The organism is Pedobacter sp. KACC 23697 (assembly GCF_045348445.1).
GTDB lineage: Bacteria > Bacteroidota > Bacteroidia > Sphingobacteriales > Sphingobacteriaceae > Pedobacter.
In genome coordinates this window covers 2,954,134-2,971,469 of record NZ_CP157485.1, presented here as the reverse complement: position 1 = coordinate 2,971,469, position 17,336 = coordinate 2,954,134, and the positions used below count along the sequence as shown (strand labels likewise).

Below are 17,336 nucleotides of genomic sequence, written 5' to 3'. Positions count from 1 at the left end.
GATGGCCATGAGAAAGTGGTATGTTTTGAGTATTTTTTTCCTGGCTTTAACGGGTAGCTGTTCTAAAGCGAAGTTAGATCAGATCAATACCGATCCGTCCAAACTGACAGAAAATAATTATGATCCAAATAGCTTGCTTGCTCAGGCGCAATTAAAATATGCTAATTTGGGATATTATCAGCTTTTATATCAAAGTACCATGATGCAATTGCTGGCCTCAACCTATTATTATTACAATAATGGCGATAAATATATCAATGTGGGCAGTTTTACCGATTATCAGGGGCGCATTTTTGATGAAGGATATAAGGATGCTTCTTACATCAGGGAGATGCAGCGACTGGCCCGATTGAAAGATCAGGCAACGTATAAAAATCTGATTGCCATTGGCGACATCATGTTCGTACTGATTTTACAAAGAATTACCGATACCTATGGGGATGTACCCTATACACAAGCTTTAAAGGCTATGCAGGGCATTAAATACCCTGTTTACGATCGTCAGGAAGCTATCTATAACCAGATGCTCAATGATCTTGATACCGCTATTGCACAACTTGATGCCGGCCAGCCAGGCCCAACTGCCGATCTTTTTTATAAAGGTGATATTACCAAATGGCAGAAATTTGGCTATTCGTTAATGCTCAGAATTGCTATGCGTTTAACAAAAGTAAATCCGGAAAAAGCCAGAATATGGACAGAGAAAGCTGCAGGCAAAACCTTTGACAGCATCAGCGATAATGCGATCCTGACGACCGATGCCTCCTCGTTCAACAGCCAGAACGGAACATCACTTGCTTTAAGAACCTTTTCTGATTATCTGGAAGTACGTTGGAGCAAAACCTTAATCGATCAGTTAAAAATTACCAACGACCCCAGACTGAGTGTGATAGGTGAGGTGCCAAAAGACGGCCTGGCTAAAAATGCCGATCAGAACCTTAATGGAAATACAGACCCGGCTGCTCAATTGGGTATGCCTAACGGATATGATTTACAGGGCGGTGCAACTGATATCAGTCAGTCGCCAAACTATCCGGATGGTACAGGCAGCGGAAGTGATTTTGCGCCGCTAGGGAAATACTCCAGACCACGTACTGCGGTGTATCTAAAGCTGGGAGGCCCGATTTTTATTTTGAGTTACGCCGAAACTGAGTTTTTACTGGCCGAAGCTAAGGTTAGGGCTTGGAATATTAATGGCACAGCCAAACTACATTATGCCAACGGATTAACGGGAGCTATCCAGTCGCTTGCGCAGTTAGATCCTCTCGCTGCGGTTGATGCCAATAAAATTACCACATTTGTTAACCAGAATCCGCTTGATGAAAGCAATACACAAAGTGCATTAAACGCCATAAACACGCAATATTGGGTAGCTACGGGCACCAATTTTAATTTTATAGAAGCCTGGTTAAACTGGAAGAGAAGCGACTATCCTAAACTTGTTCCCATAAATTATAAAGGCAATGTAACCAATGCAACTATTCCCCGCCGGATGATCTATCTATCAACTGAGGTACTTAATAACCCTCAGAATTATAAAGATGCGGTGGCCAGGATAACAGGCGGGGATGTGCTTACCACGAGGGTTTGGTGGGATAAGTAAGTGAAAAAGATGTACGATGGATGATGAGGACGAAAATAATTTGTACATCCAGCTTGGTGCGCTTGGCACCCTGTTCTCTATTGTATTGGTCGGTGTCTCAACGACCAGGAAGATAATTTTATTTAATCTATCATGTATCCGGGTAAAGTTTCGGTCGGTGATACACCAACCGAAAGGTAAATATCTCGTTATATAGATATGCAGATTATAATATCTCGGGAAATAAGCACACAAAAAATGCCTCCGGTTTTTCGGAGGCATTCATTTACATTTTAGTATTTACCAGATTCGATTTTCGGATGTACCTTAAAATGAATAAGTCAGCCCGCCGAAAATATTGAATCCGTTAGCCTGATAGTATAAATACCTGCTGTAATTATTATTTAAAATGTTGTTTGCCTTTGCAAAAACAGAGAATTTTTTATTGATCCGGTAATCTGCACCTAGCCCTAAATCTACATAACCTTTAACGGTTTCAATCAATTCTATACCGGTGTTGGGAATTACATATTGCGAAGCAGGAACCGGAGCACCGGTATAAACTTTAGCTTTAACATCATCCTGAATTACTACACCGGCATTAAAGCTTAGTTTTTTATTAAGGGTATACATAAAGTTCGAGCTCACTTTTAGACCCGGTTTAAACCAGGAGTAAGTTTCAGAAGCCGGCTTCCAATCATCCAGGTTTAATTTACCCGTCCATTTTAAAGCATCGCTTACCTGAATGGAAATTTCGCCTTCTAAACCCGTTAATTTCGTTTTGCCGAAATCGTAGATCACATCAAACTTGTTAAAGTCTGTAAAGTTGTTTACGAACAAAGGCATATCATCAAACTGTTTCATATAGATACGGGCTTTGTAACCAAAACCTGGTCCGCCGGTACCCTTAACACCCGCGCTGAAACTTAATTTTTCTACAGTATTTTTAACCAGTATATTACTGTTTAACCAGGGGTTTTCATCGGTAAATCCCTTTAGCGAGTTCCTGTTTACGTCACCTTTAACTTCTCCGAAAACCTGTAAATAGTCAGGAATCAGTGTAAAATCGGCCGTAATTGCAGGGAATACCTTGGTACTGCTATATGCACCAAATTCCTGTACAAAATTAACGCCTGCAGTAATTTTAGCCCCTTTAACCTGTAAGCGGATATAAGGATTTAAACGCAGCAGGTTATTGCCCACACTGGTTAAAGCATCTTTGGTATTTCCAAATTCTGTTGATGCGGCTAAGCCAAGGTTAAAAGAATTGATGCGCTTGTTTACATAACCGTTTAAGCTCAGGTAATTTTCTTTAGCGCTAAATTTATCGTTCCAGATATAGCCATTGGCTTTTAAAGCGTAGCTAAAAGCATCCTCATCTTCGGTAAAGTTTTTAACCAGTTCGCCCTCTAATTCGATGGTGGTTAACGCCTGCTTATCCGGATTGGGATTTAACATAGGCCTGCTGTTATCTATGCCGTAAAAATAAGTGCCGTTACGCTCAAAATTAATGCGGCCACTTACGGTGTTTTCCTCTAAAATGCTGCGGCCAAAAACGCTTAGTTGTTGGTTGCTACTGTTCTGTTTATTTAACTTTCCTTGCTGACTGAAGTGTTTAAAATAACCACCAACCTGTAGTCCTTCATCTTTTCCCGTGTTAAAATAGGCTTCTCCCAGAAGGGTACCTAAAGAGCCAAATCCCCCTTTTACATAATTGTTGACTAAGATACTCGCTTTTTCTTCAGCAAGTGCCTGTGCCTGTAGCTTTTGGATATCGCTGTTTATATCCAGCTTTCTATCTAAAATGCTATAGTTTAATTTTGCTTTATATGTTTTAACGTCGTCCAAATTTGGGCTTCTTCTCAACTTCACCGCTTCTGCCAAAATTGGTTTGTATGGGCGCACTACTTCAATCTCTTCATTTACAACCCCTTTTTCCTCCGTTTTTTTATCCTGCGCCTGAGCGGTCATTAACCCGGCAGCTAAAAAAAACAGTGAACTATATATATATTTAATCGATTTCATAATGCTACTTCTTCTGGTTTAGTTTTTCTAGTTTTTCTTTGGCCGTAGGGATGATATCATCCTTGCCTTCGTAATTATCAATTATACTGAGAAGTGTACTTTTTGCCTGTAAATTGTCTTTCAGGGCTACGTAATTATCAGATAGCAGAATAAAGGCTTTCGCAACCCAATAATCGTAAGAAGCCATGTTGTTGATCAGATCAAAACAGGTTTTAGATGAGGTTTTGAAATCACCTTTGCTGTATTCCAATAAAGCTAAGTTATATTTTGCCTCAGCAGCAGCAATGGTTTTTGTTTTGGCCACTACATTTTTAAATTCTTTGATGGCTGTGGTAGTGTCACCTTTTAACAGATAAGCTTTACCAGAATATAAGCTGGAACTGTTTTTTTCTTCTTCTGAAGCTTTTTCCGACTCTTTGGTCAGCTGTGCATATTTAAGCATGTCATCAGGCATGTTCAGGGCGGTGTAAGCCTTTAACAAATTATTGATGGCAAAGCTATAGTGCGATTTATAATCGGTTGTTGTCTCCAATCTTTTCAGGTAAACAATAGCCTCATTGTATTTTTTCTGATTCAGAAACAGTTGCGAAATGCTAACCAACGAGCGTTCTGTATAATCGCTTGTCCAGTCATTTAAGATAAATTCGTAATCAGGGATGGCTTCATCCGGACGACCTAATTTAACCAACGATTCTGCCCGGATAAATTTAGCCTCTTTTTCATGGTTCGCCTTAGGGAATTTATCAAAGTAAGCATTTACGGCCTGTAACGCGCCATTGGCATCACCCTTTAAATAGGTATTATTGGCTGCGGCAAAAACGATGTTGTCCTGCTCAGAACCTGAGTAATTTCCAAGTGGGGTAGTAGCTGCATAAGTAATAAAACCATTTGCATCACCACGGTCTACATAAATATTTTTGATCGATTCCATCGCCTGTTTAGCTTCATCGGCGGTTGGATAATCGCGGATTACTTTTTTGAACGATTCTAATGCGGCATCATCCTGATCCTGGTTGTATTGAACCAAACCGATGGTGACCAAAGCTTTTGCCACATAACTGCTCCGTGGATATTTAGCTACCAGGGCTACAAGATCTGATTTAGATTTATCAAAATCACCTTTGTTGAAATAGGTATAGGCAGTTTCGAAACCGGCATCGTCTGCGTAGTTTGAGTTTGGAAAATTATTTAACAAGCTTTGCATTGTTGCAATTTTCGCATCATACTGCGTTTCCAATCCCTGGATCATTCCTTTCTGGAAAGTGGCATAATCTTCAGAAGTAGTTTTACGGCTGATGATTTTATTATAATTGGCCATTGCATCACCATAATTCTTATTGACGAAATACGAATCGGCTAAACGGATAGTCGCATCGTCAATAGTTTTCTGGTCTTTATCACTGCCAGCCAGGAATTTTTCGAAGTAACTGGCGGCTTTGCTGTACTTTTCGTCTTCGAAGGCTGCGTAAGCTAACGCATAATTGGCAAAATTGTAAACGCCTGTTTTATCGGCATCCGGCATCTTTAAAAATTTCTCGAAAGTGGTAACCGCTTCGCCGTACTTACGCAGTTCGTACATCGATTCTGCTTTCCAATAGGTGTTTAAGGCATTGATTTCGTTATCTTCCGGAAATTTTTCAGAACGCAAAAACATTGATAATGCATTTGGAAATGCCCTTTCGTTATAAAACTCTAAACCCCGGAAATAGGTTACTTTTTGATAAGCTTCTTTAGCTTCCAGGTTTTTATCCGGAATAGGCTCCAGGATATCAACAGCTGCCTGGTAGTTTTTGGTGGTTAATAACACCTCGCCCAATAAAGTTTTGGCCTCGTTTATTTTACGCGATTTTGGAAAAGCTTTTAAAAAACCCTGGGTAGCTTCTAAAGCTTGTTGATGGAATTCTAATTCGTAACTTAATTTAGCGTAGTTTAACCAGGCTTCTTCTTGTACACCTTTGTCGAAGCTTAAACGCGAAGCCCTGAAAAAGGCACTTTGTGCTTTCTGTTTATTACCCAACTGGATAAACGCTTTACCAAGCGTATGCATACCATTTTGCAGGTAAATATCATCAGTATTGAGTTTTTCTAAAACGGCAACCGACTCTTTATACTTTTTATTCTGGAACAAAGAATATCCATATTGGTAGATGAAGAGGTTATTCTTAGTTTCACTTTTATCTTTTGCATAATATTCAGCGAAGTACTTTTCAGCATTTTTAAATTCAGATTTTGCAAAGTATGATGCCGCAACCAAACTCAACATCTCTGGCTCGAACTGCTGTTTGGTTTTTTGAATAGCTGCCAAAGCATAGCTGATTACATCATCGTAACGCTCATCAAGATAATACATCGAAGTGATGTAATAAGGATAACTGGCCTCATAAGTAGGAGAACCCTTTAGCTTTTCGAAGTTGGCTAAAGCTGTTTTATATTCTTTATTTAAGTAATTGATATAAGCAAAATAGTAGGTAGCACTTTCCTGAAAATCACCTTCTTCTTTTTTTACTTTTTCGAATAATGGTTCCGCCTTATCGTAGTCTTTCAGTTCGAAATAGGCATATCCCTGCTTAAACTGGTATTCGTTTCTTTGTTTACCCGAAAGTGTAGAAGGGTCGGTTTTTTCGAACCATTCTAAAGCTTTTTTATAGTTTTTCTGGTTGAAATAAGTTTTTCCAACGTAAAAATAAGCCAGCTTGGTATTCGGGTTTAACGGATAATCGCGGATAAAGGCCTGAAACAAACTTTCCGCATCGGCATTGGTCAATTCAAGTGCACAAACTGCCGCATAAAATTTTGCATTTTCTTTCAGTAAAGACAGTTCGGCATTGCTTTCTGTTTGGGTAGAAGGCTTATAACGTTGCAGCTCAACAAGTTTAAATTGTTGTGCAGCTGCCGTATATTTTTCTTTGTCTAATAATTCTAAGCCCGTTTGATAGTTTTTGTTGAGGTTTTGCACAGCGCTAACTTGAGCGTAGGTGCTAAAACTTCCTGCTAAAATTAGCGGAATTAGTAAGTATTTTTTCTGCATTGGTTTCAAATATGGTTGGTACTAAATTAGAAATAGTATCAAAGCTTATCAACAGAAGTAATTAACATCTGTTAATAACACAAATTAACGACAGGATTTTTGGTTTGGTATTAAGGGGTGGTCGAATGTGGAAAAGTTCGGTTCACTGGTCATTAGTTTATTGGTTGATTAGTCATTGGTTGATTAGTCCCAGCATCAGTCATTGCAGGGGCTTTTCCCAATGAAGCCTATAATGCTGGGTAATCTATGTAGAAATCGCGTGGAAGGTTAATTGGTTAGTTGTTTAAATCGGTTAATTGCAGGAAAATAGACTCGCGACTAACGACTCAGGACTCCAGACTAACGACTCCAAACTAATCTACCCCTGACTCGCCAACAGATACAACACAGCCATTCTCACGGCCACTCCGTTTTCTACCTGTTCTAAAATGATCGATTGTTTGCTATCGGCCACATCGCTGGTGATCTCCACACCTCTGTTTATTGGGCCAGGATGCATCACGATGATTTCTTTATCAAGATTATCCAGGATCTGTTTATTTAAGCCATACATCATGGCATATTCCCTTAAAGATGGGAAGTATTTAATATCCTGACGCTCCAGCTGGATGCGCAGCATGTTGGCTACATCGCACCAGTTCAGTGCTTTAATTAAATTATGCTCAACTTTTACACCAAGTTGGTGAATGTGTTTTGGAATTAAGGTTGTAGGGCCGCAAACCATCACCTCTGCACCTAAACGTTGCAGGCAGAGGATGTTGGATATGGCTACACGTGAGTGCAGTATATCTCCCACAATAACTACCTTTTTGCCAGCTACATCGCCTAATTTCTGGCGGATGGAAAAGGCATCAAGTAAGGCCTGTGTGGGGTGTTCGTGTGCGCCATCTCCGGCATTTACAATCTGGGCCTTTACATGTTTACTTAAAAACTGACCTGCCCCGGCATAAGGATGCCGCATCACTACCATATCAACTTTCATGGATAAGATGTTGTTTACGGTATCGATAAGGGTTTCGCCTTTGCTTACCGATGATGAGGAGGCCGCAAAATTAACCACATCAGCCGAAAGTCTCTTTTCGGCAAGTTCGAACGAAAGTTTGGTACGGGTAGAGTTTTCGAAAAAGATATTGGCAATGGTAATATCGCGAAGTGAAGGGACCTTTTTGATCGGGCGGTTAATTACTTCCTTGAAATTATCTGCAGTTTCGAAGATCAATTCGATATCATTCCGGTTAATATCTTTAATACCTAAAAGATGTCGGGTTGATAGTTTTTCTGCTGCCATTTTTATTTATTGTTTTCCGATATTAAAATCACTTTATCTTCACTTCCTTCGCTCGCCCAGGTTACTTTTACCTGTTGCGAGTTTAAGCTATCTACCTGATGGCCAATATAATCTGGTTCTATAGGTAAATGCCTGCTAAACCTGCGGTCTATTAAAACCAAAAGTTCCACTTTCTCTGGTCGGCCATAAGCGAGTAAGGCATCAAGTGCTGCCCTGATGGTTCTGCCGGTCCACAGTACATCATCAATTAAGATTACTTTTTTGCCTTCGATAATAAAATCCATCGAGTTGCTGCTCGCAGTAACCAATCCGTCTTTACGGCGGAAATCATCTCTAAAGAAAGTAATGTCCAGGTTTCCCTTTAAAATTTTCTTGTTTTTTAAGATCTGTTGAAGATCCTGATGGATGCGGTCAGCTAAATAAATACCCCTCGGCTGGATGCCAATTAAAACGGTATTTGCGAAATCGTCGTGGTTTTCAATTAATTGATGGCAGAGCCTCTTAATTGTAATCTGAATTTTTTGTCCGTCAAGAAGTGTTTTCTTTTGCATTGAAGAAGGATTGGGCAAATATATAAAAATGTTTTAAGGTAAGAAAGTGAAGATTGATTTGTTTTAATATGCTGTGGCTAAATTGTTGTTTATCAAAATATAAAAGCGAAAAATTAATTTTATGTAGATGGAAATGCCAAATTACAAAAATAGCCAGGCGATTTATCCGTTCTGATTAAGCGCTTTAGGCTTTAGTCTTTGGACTTTCAGCTATATTTTGAGAAAGCAATGGCTGTTTTTGCGATTAAAAACATTATTTTTATAATCTATGATCCGGCAACGAGTAATCTTTTTTGATGGCGTTTGTAATCTTTGCAATTCATCCGTGCAGTTTGTTATTGAACATGATCAAAAAGACCAATTTAAATTTACCGCGCTACAAGGTGCTTATGCCAAAGAAATGCTGCCAAAATTTAATGCGGATCCGGAAAAGTTAAATACCATTCTATTGTTGGAGGATGACAGACTCTACACCAAATCATCAGCAGCACTGAGGGTGGCCCGAAAGCTTAATGGTTTAATTCCGCTTCTCTATGCATTTATTATTATTCCCAAATTTATGCGTGATTGGGTTTATGATGGGATTGCAAAAAAACGTTATAAATGGTGGGGAAAGCAGGAGAGTTGCTGGGTGCCCAAGCCAGAATTGAAAAGTAAGTTTTATCCTTAATGTTATTGTTTGTTTTTCTTTCCGCCCGGCGACCACAACCATAGCGATAATACCATTAACGGAATACAGATGCTCAATGAAATTACAATCAGGATCGGGCGCTGTTTAACCATATCCGCTTCCTGTGAAATAAAAACATATACCGCTTCTTTAATGGCAAATATGGTAATGATGGTAGAAAGAACGGCAAATAGTTTACGCATGGTTTAATTTTTAATGCAAAGATTGCATAAATTTTTAAAAACAAGAAAGATGCTGACCTAAATTAACATGAGGTAAAGGTCAACAAAAAAGTCAGCCGGATTACACCAAGCTGACCTTTGTTACCCAATACATAAAAATCATTCTGCCGTTTTAACTGGAGTTAAATTTTTTAATTCTTCTTCAGAGAATAAGCGGTAATGGATCTTGAAAGTTTTTTGAAGCGGGGTTTCTAACGAAAAACCACCTACACCAAATCCATCCAGTACATCTAAAGTAAAGTGTGAGAATTTCCAGTACTCGAACAGGTCTCTGTCTACCCAAAACGCGCAGCCTTCTATTTCACCTAAACAAACATCACGCATCCGCAGATAATAGCCGCCTTTTTCGAAACATTGGGGCTGTGTACCCTCGCAACACCCACCAGCCTGGTAAAACATGAGTTCTCCGTGCTTTTCTTTAAGTATCGCAATCAATTCTTTTGCTTTTTCTGTACTGTCTATACGCTTGATCATGGTCTTGTTTTTTAGGTTGAAAATGGGTTTTAGAAAGATGCTGTATTATAAAAGTAATGCCAGATTCCAAGAGCGGTCGTCTTTCCCGCGTAAGCGGGAATCTTAAAGCGTATTGCATTAGGATTCCCAATCAAGTTGGGAATGACGATCCCTCAAAGTGTCATCACAAATACAATGTTTTAGCTAAAGACTGAATTTTCATGATGACAATTTTGTATTTATAACACAGCTCCTCATTCAAGCCAACTAAAAGAAACCTAATTTATTTTTATCGTAAGAAATCAGCATATTTTTAGTCTGGCGGTAGTGGCCTAACATCATTTTATGGTTTTCTCTACCCACACCCGATTGCTTGTAGCCGCCAAAAGGAGCACCTGCAGGATAAGCATGATATTGATTTACCCAAACACGACCTGCCTGAATGGCTCTCGGTACCTGGTAAAGTTCGTGCGCATCGCGTGTCCAAACACCCGCACCTAAACCGTATAAAGTATCGTTTGCAATTTCAATGGCTTCTTCTACTGTTTTAAAGGTACTAACGGCCAATACCGGACCGAAAATCTCCTCCTGGAAAATCCGCATTTTGTTATGGCCCTTAAAGATGGTTGGTTTGATATAATAACCGCCACCCAATTCGCCTGGGAGTTCATTTACCTCTCCGCCGGTTAATACTTCTGCGCCTTCTTCTTTACCTAATTTAATGTATTGCGCAATTTTTTCATATTGGATTTTCGAAGCTTGCGCGCCCATCATTACTGTTCTATCCAAAGGACTACCGATTTTTATCGCTTCTGTTCTCTCAATTACTTTGGCAATAAATTTTTCGTAAATATCTTCCTGAATCAATAAACGTGATGGACAGGTACAAATTTCGCCCTGGTTTAAGGCAAACATTACCGCACCTTCTACCGCTTTATCTAAAAAGGCATCATCTTCTGCCATTACCGAACTGAAGAAAATATTTGGTGATTTTCCACCAAGTTCCAAGGTAACCGGGATGATATTTTCAGTTGCATATTGCATCACCAATCTGCCCGTAGGGGTAGAGCCTGTAAATGCCGCTTTTGAAATTTTAGGATTAGTTACTAAGGCACGTCCAAGTTCAGCGCCAAAACCATTGACTACATTTACAACTCCAGGGGGCAATAAATCGCCAATTAATTCCATTAAAACCATAATCGAAACCGGTGTACTCTCAGCCGGTTTTAACACCACACAGTTTCCCGCGGCAAGGGCAGGGGCAAGTTTCCAGATGCCCATTAACAATGGAAAATTCCATGGAATAATTTGCGCCACCACACCGATCGGCTCATGTACAATTAACGAAACCGTATGTTGATCGAGTTCTGAAAGCGAACCTTCTTCGGCACGGATTACGCCTGCGAAATACCTGAAATGATCTATGCCTAAAGGTAAATCGGCGGCCAAGGTTTCCCGAACTGCTTTTCCGTTATCTATCGTTTCAACAGTTGCCAGGTATTCGAGGTTATCTTCCATCCGTTGGGCAATCTTATTTAAAATGATGCTTCTTTCGGTTGAAGAGGTTTTGCTCCAGGTTTTAAATGCCTCATGTGCGGCATCAACCGCTAATTCTAAATCTTCCTTTGTGGAGTGTGCTGCTTTAGTAAAAACTTTACCATCAATCGGTGATATGTTATCGAAGTAAGCACCTTTTACCGGGGCTACAAATTTCCCCCCAATGTAATTATCGTAATGGCTTTTGAATGACGGTTTTTCAATTAAATTTTCCATAATTATTATCGATTATTAAATTTTAAAAATCATTTTGAGCGGGGTTTTTTAGGATTTTTAATGGGATGGCTCATCATGATTTTTACGATTTTAAGATTTGGTTCATACAAACCTAATGGCAAAGCCTACAGAACTGATAGTACAATCGAATCAATTGATAGCATTATTATTTCACGCTATGTAACCAAATTGTAACCATAACGATCTTAACAGTCGGTAAGTGGAGATTAGGTCATATCATGCAAGCAACAGGCTTTGATATATAGGATATAACTAGCTGAAATCATTATATTTGAGCTTATTAAATAGGTCTGACCAAATCTTTTCGGTTTATGCAACATACATTAGATCAGGTAAATCTCAGTGCATCGGAAACCTTGCAAACTTTGGTAGAGAACAGGACCTCTTATACCTTAGAGCGTTGCGAATTAAATGTTTTCGAAACCTATACCGAATCGTATAAAGTTCCGCTTACTTTTAATGATTTTGTGATTACGAGCATGCTGAGGGGCAAAAAGGTAATGCATTTGTTTGATAAGAAAGGGTTTGATTATTTTCCTGGCCAAACCGTTATTGTTCCGCCTGCCGTTACCATGGAAATTGATTTTCCTGAAGCTTCAGATCTTAATCCCACTCAATGTATTGCCCTGGCTATAGATCAGGAGCAGATCCAAAAAACAATTTCTTATTTGAACGAGTTTTTTCCGAAAGAAGGCAGCAATGAGAAATGGCTGTTAAACTACGATGAATACCATTTTTATAACAATGAGGAGATTGCCTATCTTATCAATAAAGTAATCAGGATCTGTTCAGAACGGACAAAAGAAAAAGATGTTTTAGCCGATTTAACTTTAAAAGAACTGCTGGTGCGTATTATGCAAACGCAGAATCTTAAAACGATTAGCGACGAAGGTTATAATCTCAATCAAAACCCATTGGCCTTTGTGCTGAACTACATTAAATCTAACCTGAACGAGAAGATCAGCATCAATAGTCTGAGCGATAAGGCCTGTATGAGCAAGGCAACCTTTTATCGGTTATTTAAACGCGAACTGGGCATCAGCCCTAACGATTTTATCCTGGCAGAAAAAATTAATAAAGCCAAAATCTTACTTACGCAACCTGGGGCAAAAGTGGCTTCGATAAGTTATGAGCTTGGTTTTAACGATGCCAATTATTTTATCAGGGCATTTAAAAAGATCGTGGGCATTACACCGGGTAATTATCAGATGCAGGTGGCAAAACAGATCATCCACTAATTTTCTAAATACCTTTTCGAATAAGTAATTCCCATTAAATCGTAGCGTTTAAACTGTGTTTTTAGCCTTTTTTGAAAATCAGGGTAATTGCGTTTTTCTTTCGGACTCCATAAAATTTCGCTTAAGGCATCTAACCTTGGGAAAAGCTGATACTGTACTTTTGCCGGATTGGTAATGTATTCACTCCACAAACAACCTTGTCCGCCCCAAATGTATTTTGCCTGTTCAGCAGTAAGTTCTCCTGGTATAGGTTCATAATTGTAAACATCAATCAGAGGCGAAAATTTATTCGCAGTCAAACTGTCTTCTTTTACAAATTGCGCGTGGTTAAAATACATTTTAATTTCAGGCGTCATAATTACCTTATGTTGCTGTTTAGCGGCATCAATACCACCTTTTTCGCCCTGCCAGCTCATAACCACCGCATTTGGTGCCAGGCCTCCCTGTAAAATCTCGTTCCAGCCGATAATGGTTTTGCCTTTGCTGTTTACAAATTTCTCCATCCTGCGGATAAAATAACTTTGCAGTTCGCTTTCATTTTTCAATCCGTTTGCTTTCATGATCTCTTGCGAAACAGCAGATTGTTTCCACCATATTTTCGAAGCTTCGTCACCGCCAATGTGAATGTATGGCGATGGAAATAAGTCCATCACTTCGGTTAAAACGTTTTCTAAAAATTTAAAAGTAGTGTCAGAAGCCTGCAATACATTATTGTATTTGTTCATCATTCCCCAGGTTTCGGCAACTTCGTATTTTGTATTTGGCGCTGTACCTAATTCAGGGTAAGCAGCCAGTAAAGCCATACTATGCGCAGGCATTTCAATTTCCGGAATAATGGTAATGTAGCGTTTGGCGGCATAATCAACTACTTCCTTAATCTGTTGTTGTGTGTAAAAGCCGCCATGTTTAATGCCATCTGTTTGCAGTACGGCATCTTTTGGCGTAATCTTTACTGCTGTTGGCAGTACCTGATATTTAATATTTTCGTTGCCTTTTCCCGGCCATAAACCAATAATACTGCCGTTGCGCCAGGCACCGATTTCAGTCAGTTTTGGATATTTTTTGATTTCGATCCGCCAGCCATGGTCATCAGTTAAATGCCAATGGAAATAATTCATTTTATGAAGGGCTAAATAATCAATGTATTGCTTTACAAAGGGCACATCAAAGAAATGGCGACTTACATCGAGGTGCATGCCTCGGTAAGCAAAACGGGGATAATCAGTAATTTCAACAGCGGGAATATTTAAGACGGTTGATTTTGAAGTTGGTAATAGCTGAATCAAGGTTTGAATACCTTGGAAGATAGCTGTGTCTGAAGTAGCACCTATAATAATTGATTTATTCGTAACCTTTAACGTGTACTCTTTTTGGTTAACAATCTTTTCATTCATAATCAAATTGATTACTTTGGTTCGGCCTATATCTGGTATTCTGTTAATCTTAAGTTGGAAATTATAATTTTTACTGAGATAATTTTGCAGAAACGCTATTGATGGATTGGCTAATGAATCATTTGTATATATTACTGTAGTGCTATCTATTTTAAATGGCAATTCTTTTGAATTGACTTCTAATTTTGCTGGCTGCGGAATAATATTCACTTCTTGTGCAATAAGTTTGAAGGAAATAATCGTCAGAAACAAAAGGATAATTTTTCTCATGCTGAAAAGGCTTGGTTACGTTTTTCAAAAGTAGTGATAATAGGAGGGATGTACAGAATAAGTAGAAGAGAATGGATTATTTTGTTACAAAAGTTGTAACTGCCTAGCGCCGTTAAAAATCATTGTCATGCTGAGGTACGAAGCATCTGCAAGCGATGAAAAAGATGCTTCGTGCCTCAGCATTGACAGATTTACATAGAAATCGTCACATCTACTGGAACGCAGTGGAATTGGGAGATCTATCTCGAGATAGATTTAGCTTCGCAGAGCCTTCGGGTTCTCGACTTCGTTTTATTACGCTCGAAAAGACGGTAACTCGAGGGAGAGGCCAAAAAAAATCCCGATAACTTTCGCTATCGGGATTAATATATTCAGTTAAAAAGAACTAGCCTTTTTTAGCTTTGCTTTCTTCGCCTTCTAATTGCGATTTCAATTGAGCCAATACGTCTAAATCTCCTAAAGTAGATTTCTCTACAGAATCTTTAACTTTTTTAACCGCAGTTACAGCAGCTTTAGCTTCTTTTTTCTTAGCATTTCTTTCTTCTGCTACAGCTTCAGCTTTAACCTCTTCCCAGATACGGGCGTGAGATACTACGATACGTTTTGCTTCTTTGTTGAATTCAATGATTTTGAAGTCATTGGTTTCTTCAGCTTTAACTGAAGTACCGTCTTCTTTAACCATGTGTTTGGTTGGTACGAAACCTTCTACACCATATGGTAAAGCAATAACAGCACCTTTATCAGTTACTTTAACAACAGTACCCTGGTGAACCGAATCTAAAGTGAAGATTGTTTCGAAAGTATCCCAAGGGTTTTCTTCTAATTGTTTGTGACCTAGGCTTAATTTACGGTTATCAACATCTAATTCTAAAACAACTACGTCTAATACATCACCAACTTTAGTGAATTCGTTAGGGTGGTTTACTTTTTTAGACCATGATAAGTCAGAGATGTGGATTAAACCATCAATACCTTCTTCGATTTCAACAAATACACCGAAGTTAGTCATGTTTTTAACAGTTGCCTGGTGCTTGCTTCCAACCGGGAATTTAGCAGCAACTTCTTGCCATGGATCGTTAGATAATTGTTTAATACCTAAGCTCATTTTGCGTTCGTCTCTGTCTAAAGTTAAAACTTCAGCTTCGATCTCATCACCAACTTTTAAGAATTCTTGTGGATTTCTTAAGTTTTGTGACCAGCTCATTTCAGAAACGTGGATTAAACCTTCAACACCTGGGATGATTTCTAAGAAAGCACCGTAATCTGCAACAGTTACGATTTTTCCTTTTACTTTAGAACCAACCTGAATGTCAGTACTTAAGTTCTCCCAAGGGTGCGGAGTTAATTGTTTCAAGCCTAAAGCGATACGTTTTTTCTCATCATCGAAATCTAAAACAACCACGTTGATTTTTTCATCTAATGATAATACTTCTTTTGGATGCTCTATGCGGCCCCAAGAAATATCAGTAATGTGAAGTAAACCATCAACACCACCTAAATCGATAAACACACCGAAATCAGTAATGTTTTTAACGGTACCTTCTAATACCTGACCTTTTTCTAATTTAGAAACGATCTCTACTTTTTGGCTTTCTAAATCGTCTTCAATTAACACTTTATGAGAAACAACTACGTTTTTAAACTCATGGTTAATTTTAACAACTTTAAATTCCATTGTTTTACCCACGTATACATCGTAATCGCGGATAGGTTTAATATCAATTTGAGATCCTGGTAAGAAAGCCTCAACGCCCATGATATCAACAATTAAACCACCTTTAGTACGGCTCTTAACGAAACCGTTGATGATTCTATCATTTTCAAGAGCCTCGTTAATCGCTTCCCATGATCTTTGGGTTTTTGCTCTTTTGCGGGAAAGGATCAATTGACCGTTAGCATCTTCTGGTGCTTCAACGAAAACGTCAACTGAATCGCCGATTTTTAGATCCGGTGTATCACGGAACTCAGAAGTAGAAACTAAACCGTCTGATTTGAAACCTACGTTTAATACTACATCTTTGTTGTTGATTGAAACAACAATACCGCTGATGATTTCACCTTTAGTGATCTGGTTGAATGTTCCGGCATACATATCTTCAAACTTTTTACGGTCTGCATCATTGTAATTACCGAAAACTTTTTCATCTGCATCCCAGTCGAAATCTTCGATTGGTGTTGCTAATGATGATTTGATCGATTCGATCGAAACTGAATCAGCTTCTGATTCAATCGTTTCTTTTTCAGTCAGGCGTCCGCCTTCTCCCTGAAGTTCAGCTGTTTTTGCTGCTAATTCTTTTTCTGCTACTTGTTTTTTAGCCATTAATTAATTGTCTCCTTTTTTCCCTATTTAGGGACTGCAAAGGTAAAAATATTTTAATTAATAGAAAAGATTTTTTTAATAAATCTTACTGATTTTAAGCTGATTATAATATATCGGTCCATCATCCTGAATTTATTTTAGGATCTGGGCCAAGAGGGCTATCGCTTTATGGATTGATTTTTCATCAGGATTTGAAAATGAGCGCTCCGTATTTCATCAGGGACAGCAGTCTCTCTATCTATCAAGCTAAATTTAGAATTAGTGTAGGTTTGGTTTGTTAGTCGTTTGAAAATGAACGTTCAGTAATGCTTCTGAAACAGCAGTCCTGCTATCGCTTATAGTCCTCGCTGCGCTCCGGGCTATACCGCTCTATCAGGTTTAACAATCAGGGGCTGTGCACAAATACCAACCAAACGTTCCTGGGAAATGATTTATTAAGTTAAGGTGAAAATAAAAAATATTGTCATCATGAGCCTGTCGA

At 38.8% G+C, this 17,336-nt stretch carries 12 protein-coding genes; 3 read left to right on the top strand and 9 right to left on the bottom strand.

Annotated features, from left to right (window positions below; all coding sequences use genetic code 11):
- Positions 1–7 precede the first annotated feature (7 nt).
- Positions 8–1,603 (top strand): SusD/RagB family nutrient-binding outer membrane lipoprotein, encoded by a 1,596-nt coding sequence (locus ABEG20_RS11890; protein ID WP_406823562.1) that lies wholly within the window; start codon positions 8–10, stop codon positions 1,601–1,603.
- A gap of 306 nt (positions 1,604–1,909) precedes the next feature.
- Here ABEG20_RS11890 and ABEG20_RS11885 read toward each other — a convergent pair whose 3' ends face one another.
- The 4 genes from ABEG20_RS11885 to pyrR form a co-directional block, all read right to left on the bottom strand.
- The gene (locus ABEG20_RS11885; RefSeq protein WP_406823561.1) at positions 1,910–3,607 is read right to left on the bottom strand and encodes a hypothetical protein; all 1,698 of its coding nucleotides are present in this window, start codon (positions 3,605–3,607) and stop codon (positions 1,910–1,912) included.
- 4 nt (positions 3,608–3,611) lie between these two features.
- Positions 3,612–6,635 (bottom strand): tetratricopeptide repeat protein, encoded by a 3,024-nt coding sequence (locus tag ABEG20_RS11880; protein ID WP_406823560.1) that lies wholly within the window; start codon positions 6,633–6,635, stop codon positions 3,612–3,614.
- 358 nt (positions 6,636–6,993) lie between these two features.
- On the bottom strand, positions 6,994–7,923 hold the full coding sequence (locus tag ABEG20_RS11875; RefSeq protein ID WP_029279355.1) for an aspartate carbamoyltransferase catalytic subunit: 930 nt from the start codon (positions 7,921–7,923) through the stop codon (positions 6,994–6,996).
- Between the two features lie 2 nt (positions 7,924–7,925).
- The gene (pyrR, locus tag ABEG20_RS11870; RefSeq protein ID WP_406823559.1) at positions 7,926–8,474 is read right to left on the bottom strand and encodes a bifunctional pyr operon transcriptional regulator/uracil phosphoribosyltransferase PyrR; all 549 of its coding nucleotides are present in this window, start codon (positions 8,472–8,474) and stop codon (positions 7,926–7,928) included.
- A 268-nt stretch (positions 8,475–8,742) separates the two neighbouring features.
- On the opposite strand from pyrR, the gene ABEG20_RS11865 reads away from it, so the two are divergent.
- Complete coding sequence (locus tag ABEG20_RS11865) at positions 8,743–9,144, top strand: thiol-disulfide oxidoreductase DCC family protein (protein ID WP_406823558.1); 402 nt, start codon at positions 8,743–8,745, stop codon at positions 9,142–9,144.
- 2 nt (positions 9,145–9,146) lie between these two features.
- Here ABEG20_RS11865 and ABEG20_RS11860 read toward each other — a convergent pair whose 3' ends face one another.
- The 3 genes from ABEG20_RS11860 to ABEG20_RS11850 all read right to left on the bottom strand — a co-directional run bounded on the left by ABEG20_RS11860 (position 9,147) and on the right by ABEG20_RS11850 (position 11,612).
- Entirely contained in the window at positions 9,147–9,347 is a 201-nt protein-coding gene (locus ABEG20_RS11860; RefSeq protein WP_406823557.1) for a hypothetical protein, read from the bottom strand.
- Positions 9,348–9,485: 138 nt separating this feature from the next.
- Complete coding sequence (locus ABEG20_RS11855; protein WP_406823556.1) at positions 9,486–9,860, bottom strand: DUF779 domain-containing protein; 375 nt, start codon at positions 9,858–9,860, stop codon at positions 9,486–9,488.
- A 246-nt stretch (positions 9,861–10,106) separates the two neighbouring features.
- On the bottom strand, positions 10,107–11,612 hold the full coding sequence (locus tag ABEG20_RS11850) for an aldehyde dehydrogenase family protein (RefSeq protein ID WP_406823555.1): 1,506 nt from the start codon (positions 11,610–11,612) through the stop codon (positions 10,107–10,109).
- A gap of 332 nt (positions 11,613–11,944) precedes the next feature.
- Between ABEG20_RS11850 and ABEG20_RS11845 the strand changes: the two genes are divergently transcribed.
- Positions 11,945–12,871, top strand: coding sequence for an AraC family transcriptional regulator (locus tag ABEG20_RS11845; protein ID WP_406823554.1), 927 nt, complete (start codon positions 11,945–11,947; stop codon positions 12,869–12,871).
- Here ABEG20_RS11845 and ABEG20_RS11840 read toward each other — a convergent pair.
- Together ABEG20_RS11840 and rpsA are read right to left on the bottom strand one after the other, a co-directional pair.
- Entirely contained in the window at positions 12,868–14,535 is a 1,668-nt protein-coding gene (locus ABEG20_RS11840) for a beta-N-acetylhexosaminidase (RefSeq protein ID WP_406823553.1), read from the bottom strand. The genes ABEG20_RS11845 and ABEG20_RS11840 overlap by 4 nt on opposite strands.
- Before the next feature lie 385 nt (positions 14,536–14,920).
- Positions 14,921–16,855, bottom strand: a complete 1,935-nt coding sequence (gene rpsA / locus ABEG20_RS11835; protein WP_406823552.1) for a 30S ribosomal protein S1 — start codon at positions 16,853–16,855, stop codon at positions 14,921–14,923.
- Positions 16,856–17,336: the final 481 nt, after the last annotated feature.

Coding starts and splice junctions, on each gene's coding strand:
- pyrR (WP_406823559.1), bottom strand. CDS start 8,474: ATGCAAAAGAAAACACTTCTTGACGGACAAAAAATTCAGATTACAATT.
- ABEG20_RS11850 (WP_406823555.1), bottom strand. CDS start 11,612: ATGGAAAATTTAATTGAAAAACCGTCATTCAAAAGCCATTACGATAAT.
- ABEG20_RS11840 (WP_406823553.1), bottom strand. CDS start 14,535: ATGAGAAAAATTATCCTTTTGTTTCTGACGATTATTTCCTTCAAACTT.
- ABEG20_RS11845 (WP_406823554.1), top strand. CDS start 11,945: ATGCAACATACATTAGATCAGGTAAATCTCAGTGCATCGGAAACCTTG.
- ABEG20_RS11855 (WP_406823556.1), bottom strand. CDS start 9,860: ATGATCAAGCGTATAGACAGTACAGAAAAAGCAAAAGAATTGATTGCG.
- ABEG20_RS11860 (WP_406823557.1), bottom strand. CDS start 9,347: ATGCGTAAACTATTTGCCGTTCTTTCTACCATCATTACCATATTTGCC.
- ABEG20_RS11890 (WP_406823562.1), top strand. CDS start 8: ATGAGAAAGTGGTATGTTTTGAGTATTTTTTTCCTGGCTTTAACGGGT.
- ABEG20_RS11865 (WP_406823558.1), top strand. CDS start 8,743: ATGATCCGGCAACGAGTAATCTTTTTTGATGGCGTTTGTAATCTTTGC.
- ABEG20_RS11875 (WP_029279355.1), bottom strand. CDS start 7,923: ATGGCAGCAGAAAAACTATCAACCCGACATCTTTTAGGTATTAAAGAT.
- ABEG20_RS11880 (WP_406823560.1), bottom strand. CDS start 6,635: ATGCAGAAAAAATACTTACTAATTCCGCTAATTTTAGCAGGAAGTTTT.
- rpsA (WP_406823552.1), bottom strand. CDS start 16,855: ATGGCTAAAAAACAAGTAGCAGAAAAAGAATTAGCAGCAAAAACAGCT.
- ABEG20_RS11885 (WP_406823561.1), bottom strand. CDS start 3,607: ATGAAATCGATTAAATATATATATAGTTCACTGTTTTTTTTAGCTGCC.